A 20,107-nucleotide genomic window follows, 5' to 3' on the forward strand; every position below is an offset into this window, starting at 1 on the left:
GGGACTGCAGGTTTTTGCTCGGGCGGGCGCCGGGGTGCGGCGGAGGTGATGGCATGAGCGCGTTGGTGCTCGACGAGCGCAGCAAGACGGCGCCGGGCAGGCGGATCGTGGCGGCCGGCGGAGGGGTCGTCACGAGCTCGCTCGACGAGTTCGCCGAGCGGGTCAGGCTGCGGATGACCGTCGGCAGCGTCGAGCCGACCCCCTCGGCGGTGCTGGAGGCGGTGCGCGCCGAGCCGGGCGCCGCGCTGCTCGGCGAGAGCACGCTGCGGCAGGTCGCCGACCGTCTCATCGGCGAGATGATCGGCGCGGGCGGGCTCGCCCCGCTGCTCGCCGACCCGTCCGTGACCGACGTGCTGGTCAACGGTGTCGAGGTGTGGGTCGACCGCGGCGCGGGGCTGCGGCGGGCCGGCGGGCGCTTCGGCGACGCGACCGAGGTGCGGCGGCTGGCGCAGCGGCTCGCGGCGAGCGCCGGGCGGCGGTTGGACGACGCGTCCCCGTTCGTCGACGCGCAGCTGGCCGACGGCACCCGGCTGCACGCGGTCCTGCCGCCCATCGGCCGGGAGGGACCGTATCTGTCGCTGCGGACGTTCCGCCGGCAGACGTTCACGATCGACGAGCTCATCGCCCGCGGCACGTTCGACCCCGGCGCGGCCCGGCTGCTCGCCGCGATCGTCGCGGCACGGATCCCGTTCCTGGTGACCGGCGGCACGGGCACCGGCAAGACCACCGTCCTGGCGGCGCTGCTGTCCCTGGCCCCGCCCACGGAGCGGCTCGTCGTCGTCGAGGACGCCGCGGAGCTGCGACTCTCGCACCCGCACGTCGTGTCGATGCAGTCGCGGATGTCCAACGTGGAGGGCGCCGGCGAGGTGACCCTCCGCGACCTGGTCCGCCAGGCACTGCGGATGCGCCCCGACCGGCTGGTCGTCGGCGAGTGCCGGGGCGCGGAGATCGTCGACCTGCTCGGCGCGCTCAACACCGGGCACGAAGGCGGAGCGGCCACCCTGCACGCCAACTCGCCGGCCGACGTGCCGGCCAGGCTCGAAGCCCTCGGGCTGCTCGGCGGCGTGCCGAGAGCGGCGCTGCACGCCCTCGCCCACGCGGCGCTGCGGGTCGTGATGCACCTGCAGCGAGCCACCGACGGCAGCCGCCACCTCAGCGAGATCTGCCTCCTGGAGGCGCATCCGGAGCAGCGCACCACCGTCATGGCCACCGCCTGGCGGCGCGGCACCGGCAGGGCGGCCGCGTCCGACCAGCTGGAGACGTTGATCGCCGCCCGAGGCATCACACCGCCCCGCTCTTCGGGGCCCTGGCGCTATGAGAGAGGAACGGGCTGGCAATGAACGCCATCGACCTGGCCCTCGCGACCGGCGGCGGCATGACCGTCTTCTGTGGACTGTTCGTGCTCCGCCGGCGCCGGGCTCGCGCTCGGCTCGACCGCCTCACCCGGCATCGCAGGACGACCATCGCCGCATGGTTGCCGAAGGCCGACCGGCTGCGGGCCGCGCTCGTCGACCGTCCCCGCACGACCATCACCGCCGGCAGCGTGGCCGCGGCCGGGATCGGGCTGCTGGGCGGTGGCCCGGTCGCCGCCGTGCTGGCGGGGGCGTATGCGGCGGTCGGGCTGATCGGTGTGCGCCGCCAGCTGGCACGCCGGGCGGCCGACCGTGCGGTCGCCGAGCTGCTCGACACGATCGAGGACGCGGTCGGAGACCTGCGCGCGGGCATCGTGCCCTTCGCGACCGCCGCGCCGTATCCGGGCGGGGCGGACGTGGAGCTGCACACCACGCCGAGCCCGTTCCGCACGCCTGGTCCGGGCGGCCTCGGGGCGACCGTCCGCCGGATCTGGGAGACCGCCGACAGACAGGACGGTCAGCCCACCGGCCGCGACCGGAATGCACAACGGCGCCGGCCCGCCGCAGGTCGGAACGCTGCCGAGGCCGCCCCCGCCGCCAACCGTCGCCACACCAGCCGGGGCGCGATCACCGGCCGAGCTGCGGTCGGCGGCTGGGCCGCCGCCAGTGGTCGAGCCGCTGTCGATGGTCGGGCTGCTGTCGGCGGCTCGGCCGGGGCGGGTGGCTGGCCCGCGATCAACGGCCGGCCTGCGGTCGGTGGCTGGGCTGCGGCTGATAGCCACGGCGTGGTTGATGGTTGGGCCGCCGCCGATGGTCGGGCTGCTGCTGACGGTCGACCTCTGGCCAGTGGCTGGGCTGTGGCCGACGGTTCGCCCACGGTCAGTGGCTGGGCTTCTGCCATCAACGGCCGGCCTGCACACGACGCCCAGCCTGCAACCGACACCCGGTCTGCGAACGATGGCCGTCCTGCAGTCGATGGCCGAGCTGCGGAGCGTGGCCGGTTCGCAGGCGGCTGGCAGATGACGAATGACCAGGTTGCCGACCATGGCGGGGTTACCGACGGCTCCCCGACGGTGGTGACGGGCCGGGCCATGAGCGATCTCCCCGCAGCAGATGGCGGCCGGGCGGTCGGCTGGTATGGGGTCGAGAGTGGCCGGGCAACGACAGGCTGGCCGGCGGCGGGAGCTGGTCAGGCCGCGAATGGCTGGTCGGCCACGAGACCTGATCGGGCTGTGGGTGGCCGAGTGGCCGACGGGGGCGTGGTGTCGAGCGGTGGTCCGGTCGTCGGCGGGGTTGGGGCGGCCGGGGCGTCTGGTCGAGCGCGTGGCGGGCGGGCGCGGCGGCGTGAGGAGGCTGCGGTCGCGGTCGCGATGGCGCGGCTGGAGGCCGCGCACCGGGTCAGTGAGGCGCTCGGCACGCCGCTCGCCGATCTCCTCGACCAGGTTGAGGCCGACCTGCGGGCGGGGCAGGCCCTCCGGCTCAACCTCGCGGCGCAGACGTCCGGGGCGCAGACGACCACGACGTTGCTGGTCGGGATGCCGGTGGCGGGGCTGTGGCTCGGGGCGAGCATCGGGGTCGATCCCGTCGGGCAGTTGTTGCACACGCCGCTCGGTGCGGCGTGCGCGATCGTCGCGGTCGCGTTGCAGTGCGCCGGGATGTTGTGGACCGGGCGGATGGTCGGGTCCGTCGTCGCGGAGGTGCGGTGATGAGCCGGGGGCGACGGTGGCTGTACGCGACCGGTTGTGGCCTGGCTGCCGGGCTGCTGCTGGGCGGGCTCGTGGGTGTCGTGGCCGGCGTCGTGTCGGCGGTCGCGGCGGAGCGGATGCTGCGGCGGGTCGAGTCCCCGCGCGTCCGGCGGGAGCGGGCGATTGCCCGGGGTGACCTGCCGTTCGCGACGGATCTGCTCGCCGCCGCGTTGAGGACCGGCGCGCCACCCGATCGTGCGGCGATCGTGGTCGGGGAGGCGGTCGGCGGGCCGGTCGGGACCAGGTTGACGCTCGTCGGACGGGCACTGCGGCTCGGTGCGACGCCGCGGGATGCCTGGGCGCACCTGGCCGACCTCCCCGGCGGGCGGCGGCTTTCCCGGGTCGCCGCCCGCAGCGCCGACCGGGGCACGGCGCTGACGCAAGCCCTGGAGCGGCAGGCGGCCGACCTGCGGGTCGCGAAGGCCGCGGCCGGCGAGGCGTCGGCGCGCCGGGTCGGCGTGCTGGTGGTGCTGCCGCTCGGGGTGTGTTTCCTGCCCGCGTTCGTGCTGATCGGGGTCGTGCCGGTGGTCGCCGCCATCATCCGCGACGTGGTGAGCGTCCTGTGATTCGTATTCCAGTTCATCGATCGGTTTGGTTCAGCGTCATCGTGAAGGAGCACCAGTGCACAACCTCCGCGCCCGTCTTCGTGCCTTCCGCCGGGAAGACCGTGGGTCGCACAGCATCGAATACGTCCTGGTCATCGGCGTCGGCGTGGCACTCGCCGCGGTGCTGCTGAGAGTGGTCGTGTCGGATTCGACGTACGACGCCATGTTCCGCCTGATCGGCGGTGCGCTGGCATGAGAGACGACCGGGATCGTGGCGCCTGCCGTGGGGGTCCGTGGCGCCGGCGGAGATGGACGCTCCGCAACGGCCGGGCCGACGACCGCGGATCGGCGACGGTCGAGTTCGCCGTGACACTTCCTGGAGTCGTCGTCCTGCTGCTGATCTTCGTCGCCGGGTGGAGCGCCTTCGCGGCCAAGGTGCGCCTCACCGACGCGGCGGGGCTGGCGGCACGGGCGGCGGCCCGCGGCGAGCCGGTGGCGTCCGGCGGCGCCATGCCGGCGGGCGCCACGATCTCGGTCCAGCGTGACGGCGACCTTGTCCGCGTGACGGTGCGCCAGCGGGTCGGCCTCGGCCCGCTGCCGTCGATCACGTTGCAGGAGGAGGCCGCCGCCCTGATCGAGCCCGGAGCGGAGTCCTCGTGAGCGGGCGGCGACAGGCGGCGGCCGGGGCTCGGGATCGCGGGTCGATCTCGCTGCTCATGGTGGTGCTCGGGGTCGTGTTCGTCGGGGCGCTGCTCGCCGGGATCGGTCTGGGCGGTGCCAAGGTCGCGCGGCACCGGGCGCAGAACGCGGCCGACGCGGGCGCGCTGGCCGGGGCGGTGTGGGCGATCGACGGTCCGGCGGTGGCCTGCGTGGTCGCCGGCCGGGCGGTCACGGCCAACGACGCGAGGCTGGTCGGCTGCGCGGTCGACGGGTTCGAGGTGCGGGTGACCGTCGAGGTCCGCCTGGGCGACGGGATGGCCGGCGGCAAGGCGAGCGCCCGCGCGGGGCCGGTGTGGGCCACCGGTACCGGCGACGCTGACGACGACAGATGACTACAGCGACGCGAGGACGAGTGAGAGGACCTGGACCGCATCGTGCTTGTTGAGGGGGTTGTTGCCGTTACCGCACTTCGGGGACTGCACGCACGAGGGGCAGCCCTGCTCGCAGCGGCACTCGGCGACGACGGCACGGGTGGCGCCGAGCCAGTCGGCGGCCACGTCGAACGCGCGCTCCGCGAAGCCGGCGCCGCCGGGATGGCCGTCGTAGACGAAGACGGTCGGCAGGCCGGTGTCGGCGTGCAGCGCGGTCGACAGGCCGCCGATGTCCCAGCGGTCGCAGGTCGCGACGAGCGGCAGCAGGCCGATCGACGCGTGCTCGGCGGCGTGCAGGGCGCCGGGCCAGTCGACCTCCGCGATGCCGGCCTCGTCGAGCGCCTCGGGGGACACGGTCCACCAGACGGCGACGGTCTTCAGGATGCGTTCGGGGAGGTCGAGCTGGCAGGTGTCGATGACCTCGCCGCTGGTGATGCGGCGGCGCTGGTAACTGACGACCTGGGAGGTCACCTCGACCTCCCCGAGCGAGAGCGTGACCGGGCCCGCGGTGCGGGTCTGGCGGACCGACAGGACGGTGAGGGAGGTGACGTCGCGGGGGTGGGTGCTCCAGTCGGGCTCCTCCGCGTGGACGAGCGCGACGGAGTCGGCCAGGTCGAGCTTGTCCACGACGTACGAGACGCCCTGGTGCAGGTGGACCGCCCCGGTGTGCACCTGGTGGTGCGCGGAGCCGGTGTCGACCGTGCCGAGCAGGCGGCCGGTGGCCTCCTCCACGACGGCGATCGGGCCGCCGCCCGCCCCGCGGAGGTCGACGTCCGGGCGGTGGCGTTCCGTCCAGTACCAGCCGCTGGGCCGCTTCCGCAGGATCCCCGCGGCGACCAGGGCGTCGAGCGTGGCCTCGGCGGTCGGCCCGAAGAGCGGCAGGTCCGCGGGGGTGAGCGGCAGCTCGGCGGCGGCGCAGCACAGTTGCGGCGCGAGGACGTGCGGGTTGCCGGGGTCGAGGACCGTCGCCTCGACCGGCTTGCCGAACAGGGCCTCCGGGTGGTGCACGAGGTACGTGTCGAGCGGGTCGTCCCGGGCGACCAGCACGCACAGTGCGTCGCGGCCCGCCCGGCCGGCCCGGCCCGCCTGCTGCCAGAGGGAGGCGAGGGTGCCTGGATAGCCTGAGATGAGGACCGCGTCGAGACCGACGAGGTCGACGCCGAGCTCCAGGGCGTTGGTGGAGGCGAGGCCGAGCAGGGTGCCGTCCATGAGGTCGCGTTCGAGGGCGCGGCGCTCTTCGCGGAGGTAGCCGGCGCGGTAGGCGGCGACCCGTTCGCCGAGGCCCGGCACGGCCTGGTTGAGCGAGCGCCTTGCCATGCTCGCCACCACCTCGGCGCCCTTGCGGGACCGGACGAAGGCGAGTGTCCGTACGCCGGCGATGACCGCCTCGGTGAGCAGGTCGGCGGTCTCCCGCAGCGCCGACCGCCGCACCGGCTCCGCGTCCCGCCCCGCGCCCGCGAAGTCACGCGCCGCCGCGGCACCGCCCGCCCCGGCACCGCCCGCCGCGGCTGTGGAGCCGCGCGTGGTTGTGGAGCCGCGCGTGGTTGTGGAGCTGTGCGCCGTGGTTGTGAGGCTGGCTGCGGCTGTGGAGCCGCGCGTGGTTGCGGAGGCGCCGGCGGTGGTGGAGCTGTGCGCCGTGGTAGGGCTGGCCGCAGTCGTGGAGCCGCGCGTGGTTGTGGAGGCGTGCGCCGTCGTGGAGCTGTGCGTGCTAGCAGAGCTGCCAGTGGTCTTGGCATCGGCCGTGGTTGTGGAGCCGCCGGCGGTCGTGGGGGTGGGTGCGGGGATAGAGGTGTGTGGTGTGGCGGAAGGGCGGGTGGCGGCGGGCGAGGTGCGTTCCGCGACCGTGGTCGTGAGGGTGGGGTCGTCAGGGAGGAGGAGGTCGGTCTCGCCGAGGCTGGAGAAGTCGGGGGGTGGTGGGAGCAGTGGGGGTTCCCAGAGGGCGAACGTCACCCCGCCGCGTGGCGATGCGTCTGTGGTCACGGCGGTCATCGGCAGGCCGGTCAGGCGCGAGCCGGAGGACTGCGGGTCGCCTGAGGTGGCGGACGCCAGGACGAAGCACGGGGGCGGCAGGCCGCGGGGCGTGTAGCGGGCGGCCACCCGGCGCAGGCGGCGCAGGACGTGGGCCACGTGGGAGCCGAAGACGCCGCGGTACGTGTGGCACTCGTCGACGACCACGAAGCGCAGGCCGCGCAGGAAACGGGTCCACGAGGCGTGGTTGGGCAGGATGCCGTGGTGGAGCATGTCGGGGTTGGTGAGGACGACGCGGGCGTGCTGGCGGACCCAGTCGCGTTCCTCGCGGGAGGTGTCGCCGTCGAAGGTGGCGGGGCGGGTGTCCGGCAGGTCGACGGCCTGCAGCGAGCGGAGCTGGTCGGCGGCCAGGGCCTTGGTCGGCGAGATGTAGAGCACCGTGGCCTTGGCGTCGCGCAGGAGCGCGGAGAGGGCCGGTAGCTGGTACGCCAGCGACTTGCCCGAACCGGTGCCGGTGGCGACGACGGTGTGGGTGCCGGACCACGCGAGGTCGGCGGCGGTGGCCTGGTGGGTCCACGGGAGGGCGACGCCGCGGGCCTCGAAGGCGGTGCGCAGCGCGGGCGGCGCCCATGACGGCCACGCGGCGGTGGACCCGGCGCGGGGTGGCACGTGTTCGACGTGGGTGAGCGACTCGGCGCGGTGGGACGGTAGGAAAGAGAGCGGAAGTACGGCCGTCACGACGAGCACTCTAAGACAGATGTTCGAAGAAGATGGCGTGATACACGTGTGGCAATTGTGGGAAACAGGGTGGACGCGTCGCCTTGTGGAGGCGTCGATGGTTAGATGCCCGAGAGACTCATTGTGCGCAGCACCCGCCAGAAGAGGAGGTCCGCATGGAGCTGTCGTTGTCGACGTACGACTCCGGCGACCACACAGTGCTCGAAGTCGGCGGTGAGGTGGATGTGTACACCGCACCACGGCTTCGCGAGAAGCTGGTCGAGCTCGTCGAGACGGGTGCCCGCCATGTCGTGGTCGACCTGAGCCGGGTGGAGTTCCTCGACTCGACCGGGCTCGGTGTGCTCGTGGGCGCGTTGAAGCGGCTGCGGGCGGTCAACGGCACGTTCGGGCTGGTGTGCGCGCACGAGAGGCTCCTGAAGATCTTCCGGATCACCGCCCTGGATCGGGTGTTCTCCCTGTACGACTCCGTGGCCTCCGCGACCGCCGCGGCCGGCTCGGACACCGAACCCACGGCGTAGGTTCATGCCCACAGTCAGGCTGTCGTTCTCGCCGGCGGCCGCACACGTCCGCACCGCCCGGCTGGTCGGTGTGGCCGTCGCGCGGCGCGCCGGTGTCGCCGAGGAGCTGCTGGAAGAGGTCAGGCTCGCCATCGGTGAGGCGTGCTCCCGTGCCGTCGCGCTGCACCGCTCGCACGGGCTGGACGACCTGGTCGACGTCGCGATGGCCGACGGCGACCGGTTCACCGTGCTGGTGGTCGACCGGGCGGCGAACGGGGCGATGGTGACCCGCGCCGAGGGTGAGACCGGGGATGAAGTGATGGTGCTGTCGGACCCGGCGCTGCCGCTGACCACCCCGCCGGACCTGCTCGCGGAGGAGGCGGTCGCGGCGAGGATGGGGCTCGCCCTGCTCGCCGGGCTCGTCGACGACCTCAACGTCTCCGAGCTGGGCGAAGGCGTCGGCACGCAGGTGCGCATGTCGTGGCCGCTGGAGCGCCCGGCGGAGTAGAGCCGCCGGGGCGCCCGGCGGGACGGCCGTGGGAGCGCTCAACGGAGTGGCCACCTGGAACGCCCAATCGAGTGAAGCGCGCCACAAACCGGACCATCGACAAAAAGCGATCTCTTGAAACGCGCAAGTCGGTGTGACCACAGACACGCTCTGCGGCTAGAGTACGGCGATCGTGTATGACGGGCCTGGTCATTGGGTACCTCGACCGTCCAGCACGGCTCCCTTGGGAGAACCCGCCGCCGGCCTGACCGCTCGCGGCGCTGTCATGTGTCGGTACAGGAGGACAACGAATGTCCGCAACACTCGTCGCAGCCGACGAGATTTCCCTCAGCGGGAACAACCTGACCTACGTCGTCGTCGCGCTCGTCATCGCCTTCGTGGCGCTGGGCTTCGCGGCCGCGCTGGTCAAGGCTGTGCTCGCGACTGGTCGGGGCACCCCGAAGATGCAGGAGATCGCCGGGGCGGTGCAGGAGGGCGCGACCGCGTATCTCACTCGCCAGTTCAAGACCCTCGGCATCTTCGTCGTCATCGCCGTGGTGGTGCTGTTCCTGCTCCCCGTGGGTGACGTCGGGGGCGGCAACGAGACCATGGTCAAGATCGGAAGGTCGGCGTTCTTCATCGTCGGCGCGGTCTTCTCGGCCTTCATCGGCGGCGCCGGTATGGCGCTGGCCACCCGCGCCAACCTGCGCGTCGCGGCGGCGGCCCGAGAAGACGGCGGCCGGGAGAAGGCGATGAAGATCGCCTTCCGGACCGGTGGCGTCGTCGGCTTCCTCACCGTGGGCCTCGGCCTGTTCGGCGCGGCGCTGGTCGTGCTGATCTTCAAGAGCGAAGCCCCGACCGTGCTGGAGGGCTTCGGCTTCGGTGCCGCGCTGCTCGCGATGTTCATGCGGGTCGGCGGCGGCATCTTCACCAAGGCCGCCGACGTCGGCGCCGACCTGGTCGGCAAGGTCGAGCAGGGCATCCCGGAGGACGACCCGCGCAACGCCGCCACCATCGCCGACAACGTCGGCGACAACGTGGGTGACTGCGCCGGTATGGCCGCGGACCTGTTCGAGTCCTACGCCGTGACCCTGGTCGCCGCGCTGATCCTCGGCAAGGCCGCGTTCGGCGAGGAAGGCCTGGTCTTCCCGCTCATCGTCTCGACGATCGGTGTCATCGTCGCGATCCTCGGTGTGGCGCTCACCCGCCTGCGCCCCTCCGACCGCAACGGCCTGGTCGCCATCAACCGGGCGTTCTACATCTCCGCCGCCGTCTCCGCGGTCCTGGTGGCCGTCGCCGCGGTCGTCTACCTGCCCAAGACGTGGGCCGGCCTGCACGGCCAGACCGACTCGCTCAAGGCGATCGTCGGGCTCACCGGCGGCGACGCGCCGCCGTTCGGCCCGCACGTGACCGCCATCATCGCCTGCGTCATCGGCATCGTGCTCGCCGCGATCGTCCAGGCGCTGACCGGGTACTTCACCGAGACCGAGCGCCGCCCCGTCAAGGACATCGGCAAGAGCGCCCTCACCGGTCCCGCCACCGTGGTGCTCGCCGGCATCAGCGTCGGTTTCGAGTCGGCCGTCTACTCCGCGCTGGTCATCGGCGCCGGCGTGTTCGGCGCGTTCCTGCTCGGCGGCGGCTCGATCACGCTGTCGCTGTTCGCGGTCGCCATGGCCGGCACCGGCCTGCTGACCACCGTCGGCGTCATCGTCGCCATGGACACGTTCGGCCCGATCAGCGACAACGCGCAGGGCATCGCCGAGATGTCCGGCGACATCGACGAGCGCGGCGCCCGCACGCTGACCGAGCTCGACGCGGTCGGCAACACCACCAAGGCGATCACCAAGGGCATCGCGATCGCCACCGCGGTGCTCGCCGCCACGGCGCTGTTCGGCTCCTACACGGACTCGATCCTCAAGGAGTTCAGCCAGGTCGAGGTCGACAAGTTCCTGAACGTGGCCAACCCGGGCAACCTGGTCGGCCTGCTCATCGGCGCGGCGGTCGTGTTCCTCTTCTCGGGCCTGGCGATCAACGCCGTCGCCCGCTCGGCCGGCGCGGTCGTGTTCGAGGTGCGCCGCCAGTTCCGCGAGTTCCCGGGCATCATGGACTACAGCCAGCGCCCGGAGTACGGCAAGGTCGTCGACATCTGCACCCGTGACGCCCAGCGTGAGCTCATCACCCCGGGTCTGCTCGCGGTGATGGCGCCGATCGCGGTCGGCTTCGGTCTCGGCGTCGGCCCGCTGGCGGCGTACCTCGCCGGCGCGATCGGCACGGGCACGCTGATGGCGGTCTTCCTGTCCAACTCGGGTGGCGCATGGGACAACGCGAAGAAGCTCGTCGAGGACGGCACGCACGGCGGCAAGGGCTCGCCGGCGCACGAGGCGACGATCATCGGTGACACCGTCGGTGACCCGTTCAAGGACACCGCCGGCCCGGCCATCAACCCGCTGATCAAGGTGATGAACCTGGTCGCCCTGCTGATCGCACCCGCCGTGGTCGTCTACACCACGGGCGACGGCAGCCCGGCGGTCCGCTTCGCGATCGCGATCGCGGCGGCGCTCGTCGTCGCCGTGGCGGTGCTCATCAGCAAGCGCAAGCCGGTCGCGGTCGACGCCAGCAACGGCGACGACTCCAACGCGCAGGAGACGACGCCGGAGCGGGTCACCGCCTGACCTCGCACCGATCCGACGCCCCGGCCGGGAGCATCCGGCCGGGGCGTCGTATTTGTCGAACAGACGATCGGTTCTAGGCTTCCATCCATGCACTTCCGCGCCGTCGCCACAGCCGCCCTCATTGTCGTCGTTTCGACGGGTATGAGCGGCTGCGGCGACGACGGCAGCGGCGACATCGCCCCGAAGCGCTGGGCGCAGCAGGTGTGCACGGCGCTCACCCCCTGGCGGACCGAGATCGCCGACCTGACGACGAAGGCCCAGCAGCAACTGCAGTCGGCGACGACCGCCGCGCAGACCAAGACCAACATCGTCGACCTGCTCGCCGGCGCCGAGACCTCGAGCGAGAAGGCCCGGGCCGGGATCAGCGGCGCAGGCGTGCCCGACGTCTCCGGCGGCGACAAGGTCGCCCAGCAGTTCACCGGCTCGCTGGCGAAGGCCCGCGACGCGTATGGCAACGCGAAGCGCTCCGTCCAGGGCCTGCAGACCGCCGACGCGAAGGCGTTCTACACCTCGGTCGGGTCCACGTTCGCGGTGCTCAAGGAGGAGTACGAGCAGAGCGCCATCGACCCGCAGCACGTCAAGCAGAAGGACCTGCAGAAGGCCTTCAACGAGGTGCCCGAGTGTCGGTGACGCCGGCTCGGAGCCGGCAACTGTCGCTGTTCGGGGTCGAGGCGCGCCCGCCCACCCCGATGGATCTGGAAGGCCTGCTCGCCGGCGCGGGCGAGGTCGGCAGGATGGGCGGCACCGCGAAGGTGTCGATCGAGGTCGAGGACGCCTGGCGGGCCGACGTACTACGGGCCGAGTGCGAGCAGCGGGGCCTGGTCGTGTCCTGCGAGCCGACCGGCGTCGAGGACCGGTGGACCGTCCGGACGGCGTACGCGGCGCTGCTGGCCCCGCTCGCGACCCGCTGGCTCGACGGCACCACGAAAGTTTCCCCACCCGACCTGGTGCTCGACGGCCGCCGGCTGCGGCTGTGGGTCGCGGCGGCGGGCTCCTGGGACGGCCAGCGCGCCTACCTGCTCCGCCTCGCCCCGAGCAGCCCAGCCCTGCCGGACGACGACGTCGATCCCGAAGCGGCGGACGACCAGGTCATCCCCTTCGACCCGTCGGGCGACATTTCGGAAATGTCCGGCGGAGGAAGGGGTGACGGAAGCGGCGGGGTCGGAGCGGGAAGCGAGACGCAGCGAACCGGCCAGAGCGAGGCGGGCGCGGTGGACATGGATGACGCCGGCGACGACGGGCCGGGTGCGGCCGGCGCCGAAGCGGTCGAGGACGGCAAGCCGCGCGGGAAGCCGAAGAAGAAGGCCGCACCGCTCATCTCCGGGTTCGACCCCGGCCCCGTCGACCTGGGCGTGGAGGTCGAGGACTGGGTCGACGACAGCCGCGACGAGTGGCCCGACTCCGGGGTGGCCGACCTGCCCACAGTCGAGCTCGACGCCGTCACCGAACCGCCGGCCGAGGCTTCCGCGGTACCGACGCAGCAGGACGAAAGCGATGAGAACTCCATCAATAGGAGAATCGCCGACAATTGGGTCGCGATCGGAGATGCTCTGGCGGCCGTCGGATTGATCGCGGTGTTCGTCGGTCCCAAAGCCGGCGGACCCGCGTACCGGATCGTGGGACTGCGACGCGTGACACGCCTCGCGGAGCTCGTCGGTGAGCCTCCGGCCGGGGCGCCGAACGCGAGTTGGCCGAGGTGACCGCGGGGTAGGCTGGTCCGTCGGCGTGCAGTGTGATTCCACCCGCCATCGGGGTCACCGCCGTACGACAAAGCGTGACAAATACGGCAGCCGATGCGACACGATCGCAAGATCGGGCAGGTAGCGCTTCTGCTTGGGTGTACCGTGGCGCCGATCGGCGTGTCGCGAGCCGACCGCCGGGTGCCGCATTGCGCAACTCGGCGCGAGAGCGCGCGTTACGTTTGACACATGTCCGTCCGCACCGGGGAGAGCTGTGCCGAACTCCGCCAACACGAAGCGGCTGGTGATCGTCGAGTCGCCGGCGAAGGCCAAGACGATTTCGGGCTACCTGGGCCCGAATTACGTCGTGGAGGCGAGCTTCGGCCACGTCCGTGACCTGCCTGTGGGCAAGAAAGACATGCCCGAGGACCTCAAGAGCAAGCCGTGGGCCTACCTGGGCGTCGACGTCGACAACGATTTCACCCCGGTCTATGTCATCTCGGCGGACCGGCGTAAGCAGATCACCCGGCTCAAGGAACTGCTGAAGTCGGCCAGCGAGGTCTACCTCGCCACAGATGAGGACCGCGAGGGCGAGGCCATCGCCTGGCACCTCTTCGAGACCTTGAAGCCGAAGGTCCCGGTCAAGCGGATGGTGTTCCACGAGATCACCCGGCCGGCGATCCAGGCCGCCGTCGCCAACCCGCGCGAGATCAACCGCGCGCTGGTCGACGCCCAGGAAGCCCGGCGAATCCTCGACCGGCTCTACGGCTATGACCTGTCCACCGTCCTGTGGAAGAAGGTCCAGGGCGGCCTGTCCGCCGGCCGCGTGCAGTCCGTCGCCACCCGGATCGTGGTCGAGCGGGAGCGGCAGCGGATGAAGTTCCGCTCCGCCGAATACTGGGACATCCTCGCCAAGCTCCTGCCCGACGGCGACACCCGCACGTTCAACGCGACGCTGCTCGCCATCGACGGCGACAAGGTCGCCACCGGCCGCGACTTCGACCCGGAGACCGGCAAGGTCCGGCCCAACGCCGGCGTCATCCACCTCGACGAGCAGGGCGCCCGCGGCCTCGCCGCCCGCCTGGAGGGCCGGCCGTTCACGGTTACCCGGGTCGAGGAGAAGCCGTACCGGCGCAAGCCCGCCGCGCCGTTCATCACCTCGACGCTGCAGCAGGAGGGCTCGCGCAAGCTGCGCCTGTCCAGCGCGCAGACGATGCGGATCGCGCAGCGGCTGTACGAGAACGGCTACATCACGTACATGCGAACCGACTCGGTGAACCTGTCCGAGGCCGCGATCGCCGCCGCCCGCAAGCAGATCCTCGACCTCTACGGCCCGAGCGCCGTCCCGCCGCAGCCGCGCCGCTACACCGGCAAGGTCAAGAACGCGCAGGAGGCGCACGAGGCGATCCGCCCCGCCGGCGACAGCTTCCGCACACCCGGCGACGTGGCCAAGGAGCTCAGTGCCGAGGAGCTGCGCCTGTACGAGTTGATCTGGCAGCGCACCATCGCGTCGCAGATGACCGACGCGGTCGGCAACAGCACCTCCGTCCGGATCAACGCGACCACCCCCGCCGGCGAGTCGGTCGACTTCAGCACCACCGGCAAGACCATCACCGATCCCGGCTTCCTGCGCGTGTACGTCGAATCCTCCGACGACGAGAACGCGGAGGCCGAGGACGCCGAGCGGCGCCTGCCGGTGCTGGTCAAGGGCCAGACGCTGACCGAGAAGGGGCTGACCGCGACCGGGCACACCACCCAGCCGCCGGCCCGCTACACCGAAGCGTCGCTGGTCAAGGTGATGGAGGAGCTCGGCATCGGGCGCCCCTCCACGTACGCCTCGATCATGGAGACGATCAACAACCGCGGCTACGTGTTCAAGCGCGGCCAGGCACTGATCCCGTCGTTCCTGGCGTTCGCCGTGGTCGGGCTGCTGGAGAAGCACTTCCCGCGCCTGGTCGACTACGACTTCACCGCGTCGATGGAGAACGTCCTCGACGAGATCGCCAACGGCGACGAGAGCGCCGTGGACTTCCTGCGCCCCTTCTACTTCGGTGGAGACACAGGCGACGAAGGGTCGGTGCCCCGCCAAGGCGGGCTGAAGCGTATGGTCACCGAGCGCCTCGGCGAGATCGACGCGCGCGGGATCAACTCGATCCCCCTGTTCCGCGACGAGGCCAACCGCGACGTGGTCGTGCGCGTCGGGCGGTACGGGCCGTACCTGCAGCGCTTCCTCGCCGACCAGCCCGAGGGCGACGAAGGCGACCGGGCGACCGTGCCGGACGGGCTCGCCCCGGACGAGCTCACCCCCGAGAAGGTCGCGGAGCTGTTCGTCGGCGGCGCCAGCGGCGAGCGCAAGCTCGGCGAGCACCCGGAGACCGGCGAGCCGATCGTCCTCAAGTCGGGGCGCTACGGGCCGTACGTGTCGACCGGCGAGAAGAACTCCTCGCTGCTGTCCACCCAGTCGCCGGAGCACCTGACCCTCGAAGAGGCCCTGCAGCTGCTGACCCTGCCGCGACTCGTCGGCAAGGACCCCGAGGGCGTGGACATCATCGCCTCGCCCGGCCGGTACGGGCCGTACATCAAGCGCGGCACCGACACCCGTTCGCTGGAGAACGAGGGTCAGCTCTTCACGATCTCGCTGGACGCGGCCATGGTGCTGCTGCAGCAGCCGAAGACCCGCGGCCGCGCCGCTGCCAAGCCGCCGCTGCGCGAGATGGGCCCCGACCCGGCGACCGAGAAGCCGCTGGTCATCAAGGACGGCCGGTTCGGCCCGTACGTGACGGACGGCGAGTTCAACGCGTCGCTGCGCCGCAACCAGACCGTCGAGTCACTCTCGATGGACGAGGCGAGCGAGATGCTGGCCGAGAAGCGGGCCAAGGGCCCGGCGCCGAAGAAGCGCGCGGCGAAGAAGGCCACGAAGAGCGCCGAGGACGGCACGACGACTTCCGCTTCCGCTTCCGCTGCCGCGAAGAAGACGGCGGCCAAGAAGACGACGAGCGCCGCGAAGAAGACCACGGCGGCGAAAACGACCACGGCTGCGAAGAAGGCAACCCCGGCCAAGAAGGCAGCCCCGCGGAAGGCCACCTCGGCGAAGAAGTCGACCCCGCCGGGAGAGTGACCCAACAGCACCACGAGGACGCACGGTTATCGGATCGGATACACACGGTCGCCGCATCGACGCGATGGCGACCGTGCCGGCCTGGAGATCGCCGTCGCGGCGCGGCAAGGCACTCGCTCGGTTACAGCCGGTGCCGAGCCCGGAGGTCGATTAGGCCAGCGGTGTTACCGTCGATGTGACCGGCCAGGCGTCGGCGGGGCGAGGCGTTCAGGCGCTGTCCCGCGACCCGTGCAGGCGTCGGCCAAACGGCCAGTCGGATGTCGGCCGGGGTGACTCAGCGCGGGGCCATGCGGATGGCGCCGTCGAGGCGGATGATCTCGCCGTTGACGCGCCCGGTCGGGCGAGGTCCCCGACGGTGTTCGCCACCGGGGCGCTGGCGGCGAGCCCGACGAGGTTGACCTGCGCCAGCCGGCGAGGGCGCGCACCGCATCGCATCGCGCCCAGTAGCCCGCGAGCTCCGCAGGTCTCGTAGGTCCGGCAGCAGCGTGCCAGGTGAGCCCGGCGCCGCGCTTACCGCGATGTGCCTGCTGCGTCGCGCCGAGGTGGCGGCGGCACAGCACCTGGTAGCGGAATGGCAGCCGGCGAGCCCGGCGGCCCACCTTCGGATCGCGTCGGGGTCTGCGGGGGCACGCGGATCGCCGCAGGTGGGCGCGGTGGCGCGGGTCATGCAGGCGTTGGTCGAACGGTCGGCTGGGCGTCGATCGCGGTGAAGGGGCAGGTGTCGAGGGCGCGGCCATCGCATCGCGCCCGTGGGCCGCGGGTCCCACGGGTCCGGTGGCGGTGCGGCTGCGGTGACGCGATTCGTGCAGGGGATCGCGCTCGGGGGCAGCGGGTCCGGTGGCGGTGCGGCTGCGGTGGCGCGATTCGTGCAGGGGATCGCGCTCGAGGACAGCGGGTCCGGTGGCGGTGCGGCTGCGGTGGCGCGATTCGTGCAGGGATCGCGCCCGTGGACAGCAGGTCCGGTGGCGGTGCGGGTGACGCGATCCGTGCAGGGGGGTGTGAAACAGCGGGTCAGGCGCCGGGTGCGGGTGGGAGTCAGGGGCCGAGGACGCGGTCTGTGTAGGCGTTGGCGAACAGGCGGCCAGGGTCGAGCTTGTCGCGCAGCGCGGTGAAGTCGGTGAAGCGTGGGTAGGCCGCGGCCAGTGACTCCGCGTCGCGGAAGTTCATCTTTCCCCAGTGTGGGCGGCCGCCGAGGGGGGTGGTGACGGCCTCGAAGCGGCGGAAGTACTCCTCGAACGGGGCGCCGACGTACTGGTGGATGGCGATGTAGGCGTTGTCGCGGCCGTGGCCGTGGGAGAGCCAGATGTCGTCGGCGGCGGTGAAGCGGACCTCGACCGGGAACTGGATCTTGTACGGCAGGCCGGCGATCACCGAGCGGAGGCCGTCGAAGGCTTCGCGGAGGGCGGCGCGGGGCAGGCCGTATTCCATCTCGACGAAGCGGACCCGGCGGGGGGTGCAGAAGACCTCGTGCGAGGCGGCGGTGTACGTGCGGGCGGACAGCGCCCGGGCCGACACGCGGCTGATCGTGGGGACGGTCGAGGGCAGGGCCCGGCCGAGCCGGCACGCGCCGCCGAAGACCGAGTTGGACAGGAAGTCGTCGTCGAGCCAGCGGCGCCAGCCCGCGAGGGGGCGGTCGGAGGCGGGCACGATGTTGTTGCGCTTCATCTGGACCCGGTCGGTGTAGGGGAACCAGTAGAACTCGAAGTGGTCGTTCGAGGCGATGTGGGTCTCCAGGCCCGACCACACGTCGGACAGCGGCGCCGGGCGCTCGTCGGCCTGCAGGACGAAGGCCGGCACGCAGCGCAGGGTCACCTCGGTGAGCACGCCCAGGGCGCCGATGTTGACCCGGGCGGCGGCGAACAGGTCCGGTTGGGTGGCGGCCGAGCAGCGCACGACCGCACCGTCGGCGGTGACCAGCTCGAGGGCCTCGATAAATGTCGAAAGGCACCCATATGCGGCGCCTGTCCCGTGTGTACCGGTGGACAGCGCCCCCGAGATGGTCTGCGCGTCGATGTCGCCGAGGTTGGGCATGGCCAGGCCGTGTGCGGCGAGCGTGGCGTTGAGGGTCGCGAGCTTCATGCCGGCCTGGACGGTGACGAGGTTGCCCTCGACCCGGACGAGTGACGCCATCTGGTCGAGCTCGATCCGCACGCCGTCCGTCAGAGCGGTGGGTGTGAAGGAGTGCCCGGAGCCGACGGCCTTGACCCGAAGCCCCTCGTCCGCCGCGGCGCGGAGCACAACGGCCAGCTCAGCGGTGGTCGACGGGTGTGCGACACGCGTCGCCCGCGCGGTCTGGTTGCCGGCCCAGTTGGCCCACGGAGAAGTCACGAAACCTGAGTACCCTTCACGTATGCCCGCCGTCAATGACCCGTTGAACCACAAGAGTGAAATGGGCTATCCGCCGATCCCGCCCGCTCGTTGACGTGAGTAGGTTTCAGAGGGACGAGCTAGAGGGGGGATTGCCGGGTGGCGACGCAGACAGTGGCCAGTGCCGGGACGAAGCCGCTGCGCCGGGTTCCGGTGCAGGGGCGCAGTGTGGCGAGGGTCGGGCGGATGCTCGACGCGTGCGCCGAGCTCGTCGACGAGGTTGGCTACGACGGGTTGACCACGACCCTGCTCGCGGAGCGGGCGGGGGTGGCGATCGGCTCGGTCTACCAGTTCTTCCCGGACAAGCGCGCGATCGTGCAGGCGCTCACGCTGCGCAGCTTGGAGGGCTACCTGGAGCGCCTCGGCGCCCGGCTGGCCGACGAGGACATCTCGCACTGGTGGGACGCGGTCGACGCGGCCATCGACGAGTACATCGAGATGCACCGCACGGTGCCGGGCTTCCGGACGCTGCACTTCGGTGACGTCGTGGACATCCACCTGCTCGACGACGAGCGGGACAACAACGACGTCATCGTGTCGCAGCTCGCGGCGCTGCTCATCGGCCGGTTCGGCATCGTGGACGCCGAGCGGCTCCAGTTCGTGCTGGCGATCGCGGTCGAGGCCGCCGACGCGCTGATCAAGATGGCGTTCCGGCGCTCGCCGGACGGCGACCGCGCGGTGCTCGGCGAGGCCAAGGCCCTGATCAAGGACTACCTGCACCACCGCCTCTGACGACGCCGTTCGGACCCTTTATCGGCCGCTCGCGAGGCCGGTAAAGGGTCTGAAACCTCGTGTTGACAATCCCACACGTCCTGTCCGCTTTGCCCCGCACGACGCATACTCGTGGTCGACCGGTACCCCACTCCGAGGACTGGATCCACCGCGATGAACAGTGCTCTGAACAGCCAAAAGAGCAGGCAGAACATCGGCATCATCGGTGCCGGGCGGGTCGGCGCGGTGCTCGGCGCCGCGCTCGTGAACGCCGGCCATCAGGTGGTCGCCGCGGTCGGTGTCTCGACCGCCTCCAAGACCCGTGCGGAGCAGCTGCTCCCGGGCGTCGCGCTCCTTCCCGCCGACCAGGTCGCCGCCTCCGCGGACCTCGTGCTGCTGGCGGTCCCCGACGACGTGCTCGCCGGCCTGGTGCACGGGCTGGTCGAGACCGGCGCGCTGCGCGCGGGGCAGATCGTCGCGCACACCTCCGGCGCCCACGGCCTCGACGTCCTCGCACCCGTCGCCGCCGCCGGCGCGCGCCCCCTGGCGCTGCACCCGGCGATGACGTTCACCGGCACCGCCGTCGACCTGGGCCGGCTCGCCGCCGGTGTCTCGTTCGGCGTGACCGCCCCCGACGACCTGCGCGACCTCGCCGCCTCCCTGGTCGCCGACCTCGGCGGTCAGGTCGAGTGGATCGAGGAGGAGCGCCGGCCGCTGTACCACGCTGCCCTGGCCCACGGCGCCAACCACCTCGCCACCCTCGTCAACGAGGCGCTCGACCGGCTGCGCGACGCCGGCGTCCGGCACCCGGAGCAGGTCCTCGCCCCGCTGCTCGGCGCCGCGCTGGACAACTCGCTGCGCCTCGGCGACGCCGCCATCACCGGCCCGGTGTCCCGCGGCGACGCCGGCACGGTCGCCAAGCACCTCAGGGCGCTCGACGCGGTCGCCCCGGAGTCGGTGCCGCCCTACCTGGCGCTCGCCCGGCGCACCGCCGACCGGGTCATCGCCGCCGGCCGGCTCCGCCCGATGGACGCCGAGCCGCTGCTCGACGTGCTCAGCGGCTCCGGGCATAAGGGCGGCGACTCCGGACAGAAGGAGGGCTCTGCGCAGAAGCAGGTGCCGGCGATCGCCGCGCAG

At 72.0% G+C, this 20,107-nt stretch carries 15 protein-coding genes and 1 pseudogene; 14 read left to right on the top strand and 2 right to left on the bottom strand.

The window, feature by feature from the left end; translation table 11 throughout:
- Positions 1 to 53 precede the first annotated feature (53 nt).
- From AB0J72_RS03120 to AB0J72_RS03145, 6 genes are all read left to right on the top strand, one after another.
- Positions 54 to 1,340, top strand: a complete 1,287-nt coding sequence (locus AB0J72_RS03120; RefSeq protein ID WP_363393772.1) for a TadA family conjugal transfer-associated ATPase — start codon at positions 54 to 56, stop codon at positions 1,338 to 1,340.
- Positions 1,337 to 3,058: a hypothetical protein gene (locus AB0J72_RS03125; protein ID WP_363393774.1), complete on the top strand. Its 1,722-nt coding sequence runs from the start codon at positions 1,337 to 1,339 to the stop codon at positions 3,056 to 3,058. Before AB0J72_RS03120 ends, AB0J72_RS03125 begins: the two co-directional genes overlap by 4 nt.
- Positions 3,058 to 3,663, top strand: a complete 606-nt coding sequence (locus tag AB0J72_RS03130) for a type II secretion system F family protein (protein WP_363393776.1) — start codon at positions 3,058 to 3,060, stop codon at positions 3,661 to 3,663. Before AB0J72_RS03125 ends, AB0J72_RS03130 begins: the two co-directional genes overlap by 1 nt.
- 55 nt (positions 3,664 to 3,718) lie before the next feature.
- Positions 3,719 to 3,898 (top strand): DUF4244 domain-containing protein, encoded by a 180-nt coding sequence (locus tag AB0J72_RS03135; protein ID WP_344509081.1) that lies wholly within the window; start codon positions 3,719 to 3,721, stop codon positions 3,896 to 3,898.
- Positions 3,899 to 4,008: 110 nt separating this feature from the next.
- Entirely contained in the window at positions 4,009 to 4,302 is a 294-nt protein-coding gene (locus tag AB0J72_RS03140; RefSeq protein ID WP_363393778.1) for a TadE family type IV pilus minor pilin, read from the top strand.
- On the top strand, positions 4,299 to 4,694 hold the full coding sequence (locus tag AB0J72_RS03145) for an Rv3654c family TadE-like protein (RefSeq protein WP_363393780.1): 396 nt from the start codon (positions 4,299 to 4,301) through the stop codon (positions 4,692 to 4,694). The genes AB0J72_RS03140 and AB0J72_RS03145 overlap by 4 nt, the downstream gene beginning before the upstream one ends.
- Here AB0J72_RS03145 and AB0J72_RS03150 read toward each other — a convergent pair whose 3' ends face one another.
- Positions 4,695 to 7,439, bottom strand: coding sequence for a DEAD/DEAH box helicase (locus AB0J72_RS03150; RefSeq protein WP_363393782.1), 2,745 nt, complete (start codon positions 7,437 to 7,439; stop codon positions 4,695 to 4,697).
- Positions 7,440 to 7,594: 155 nt separating this feature from the next.
- Between AB0J72_RS03150 and AB0J72_RS03155 the strand changes: the two genes are divergently transcribed.
- The 6 genes from AB0J72_RS03155 (at position 7,595) to topA (ending at position 15,892) form a co-directional block, all read left to right on the top strand.
- The gene (locus AB0J72_RS03155; protein WP_363393784.1) at positions 7,595 to 7,957 is read left to right on the top strand and encodes an STAS domain-containing protein; all 363 of its coding nucleotides are present in this window, start codon (positions 7,595 to 7,597) and stop codon (positions 7,955 to 7,957) included.
- Between the two features lie 4 nt (positions 7,958 to 7,961).
- On the top strand, positions 7,962 to 8,444 hold the full coding sequence (locus AB0J72_RS03160) for an ATP-binding protein (RefSeq protein WP_363393786.1): 483 nt from the start codon (positions 7,962 to 7,964) through the stop codon (positions 8,442 to 8,444).
- Between the two features lie 290 nt (positions 8,445 to 8,734).
- Positions 8,735 to 11,095, top strand: coding sequence for a sodium-translocating pyrophosphatase (locus AB0J72_RS03165; protein ID WP_363393788.1), 2,361 nt, complete (start codon positions 8,735 to 8,737; stop codon positions 11,093 to 11,095).
- An 87-nt stretch (positions 11,096 to 11,182) separates the two neighbouring features.
- On the top strand, positions 11,183 to 11,725 hold the full coding sequence (locus tag AB0J72_RS03170; protein ID WP_363393790.1) for a hypothetical protein: 543 nt from the start codon (positions 11,183 to 11,185) through the stop codon (positions 11,723 to 11,725).
- Positions 11,722 to 12,795: a hypothetical protein gene (locus AB0J72_RS03175; protein ID WP_363393980.1), complete on the top strand. Its 1,074-nt coding sequence runs from the start codon at positions 11,722 to 11,724 to the stop codon at positions 12,793 to 12,795. The genes AB0J72_RS03170 and AB0J72_RS03175 overlap by 4 nt, the downstream gene beginning before the upstream one ends.
- A 253-nt stretch (positions 12,796 to 13,048) precedes the next feature.
- Positions 13,049 to 15,892, top strand: a complete 2,844-nt coding sequence (gene topA, locus AB0J72_RS03180; protein WP_363393792.1) for a type I DNA topoisomerase — start codon at positions 13,049 to 13,051, stop codon at positions 15,890 to 15,892.
- 1,035 nt (positions 15,893 to 16,927) lie between these two features.
- Here topA and AB0J72_RS03185 read toward each other — a convergent pair.
- Positions 16,928 to 18,220, bottom strand: a complete 1,293-nt coding sequence (locus AB0J72_RS03185; RefSeq protein WP_363393794.1) for a D-arabinono-1,4-lactone oxidase — start codon at positions 18,218 to 18,220, stop codon at positions 16,928 to 16,930.
- A 225-nt stretch (positions 18,221 to 18,445) separates the two neighbouring features.
- Here AB0J72_RS03185 and AB0J72_RS03190 point away from each other — a divergent pair, with 225 nt between their 5' ends.
- Together AB0J72_RS03190 and AB0J72_RS03195 are read left to right on the top strand one after the other, a co-directional pair.
- Entirely contained in the window at positions 18,446 to 18,991 is a 546-nt protein-coding gene (locus AB0J72_RS03190; protein WP_363393964.1) for a TetR/AcrR family transcriptional regulator, read from the top strand.
- A 153-nt stretch (positions 18,992 to 19,144) separates the two neighbouring features.
- A pseudogene (locus AB0J72_RS03195) lies at positions 19,145 to 20,056 on the top strand (DUF2520 domain-containing protein); the annotation flags it as partial.
- Positions 20,057 to 20,107 lie beyond the last annotated feature (51 nt).

Origin of the sequence: Dactylosporangium sp. NPDC049742, from assembly GCF_040674675.1 — a bacterium.
Lineage (GTDB): Bacteria > Actinomycetota > Actinomycetes > Mycobacteriales > Micromonosporaceae > Dactylosporangium > Dactylosporangium maewongense.

Coding starts and splice junctions, on each gene's coding strand:
- AB0J72_RS03130 (WP_363393776.1), top strand. CDS start 3,058: ATGAGCCGGGGGCGACGGTGGCTGTACGCGACCGGTTGTGGCCTGGCT.
- AB0J72_RS03170 (WP_363393790.1), top strand. CDS start 11,183: ATGCACTTCCGCGCCGTCGCCACAGCCGCCCTCATTGTCGTCGTTTCG.
- AB0J72_RS03120 (WP_363393772.1), top strand. CDS start 54: ATGAGCGCGTTGGTGCTCGACGAGCGCAGCAAGACGGCGCCGGGCAGG.
- AB0J72_RS03190 (WP_363393964.1), top strand. CDS start 18,446: ATGCTCGACGCGTGCGCCGAGCTCGTCGACGAGGTTGGCTACGACGGG.
- AB0J72_RS03160 (WP_363393786.1), top strand. CDS start 7,962: ATGCCCACAGTCAGGCTGTCGTTCTCGCCGGCGGCCGCACACGTCCGC.
- AB0J72_RS03155 (WP_363393784.1), top strand. CDS start 7,595: ATGGAGCTGTCGTTGTCGACGTACGACTCCGGCGACCACACAGTGCTC.
- AB0J72_RS03165 (WP_363393788.1), top strand. CDS start 8,735: ATGTCCGCAACACTCGTCGCAGCCGACGAGATTTCCCTCAGCGGGAAC.
- AB0J72_RS03125 (WP_363393774.1), top strand. CDS start 1,337: ATGAACGCCATCGACCTGGCCCTCGCGACCGGCGGCGGCATGACCGTC.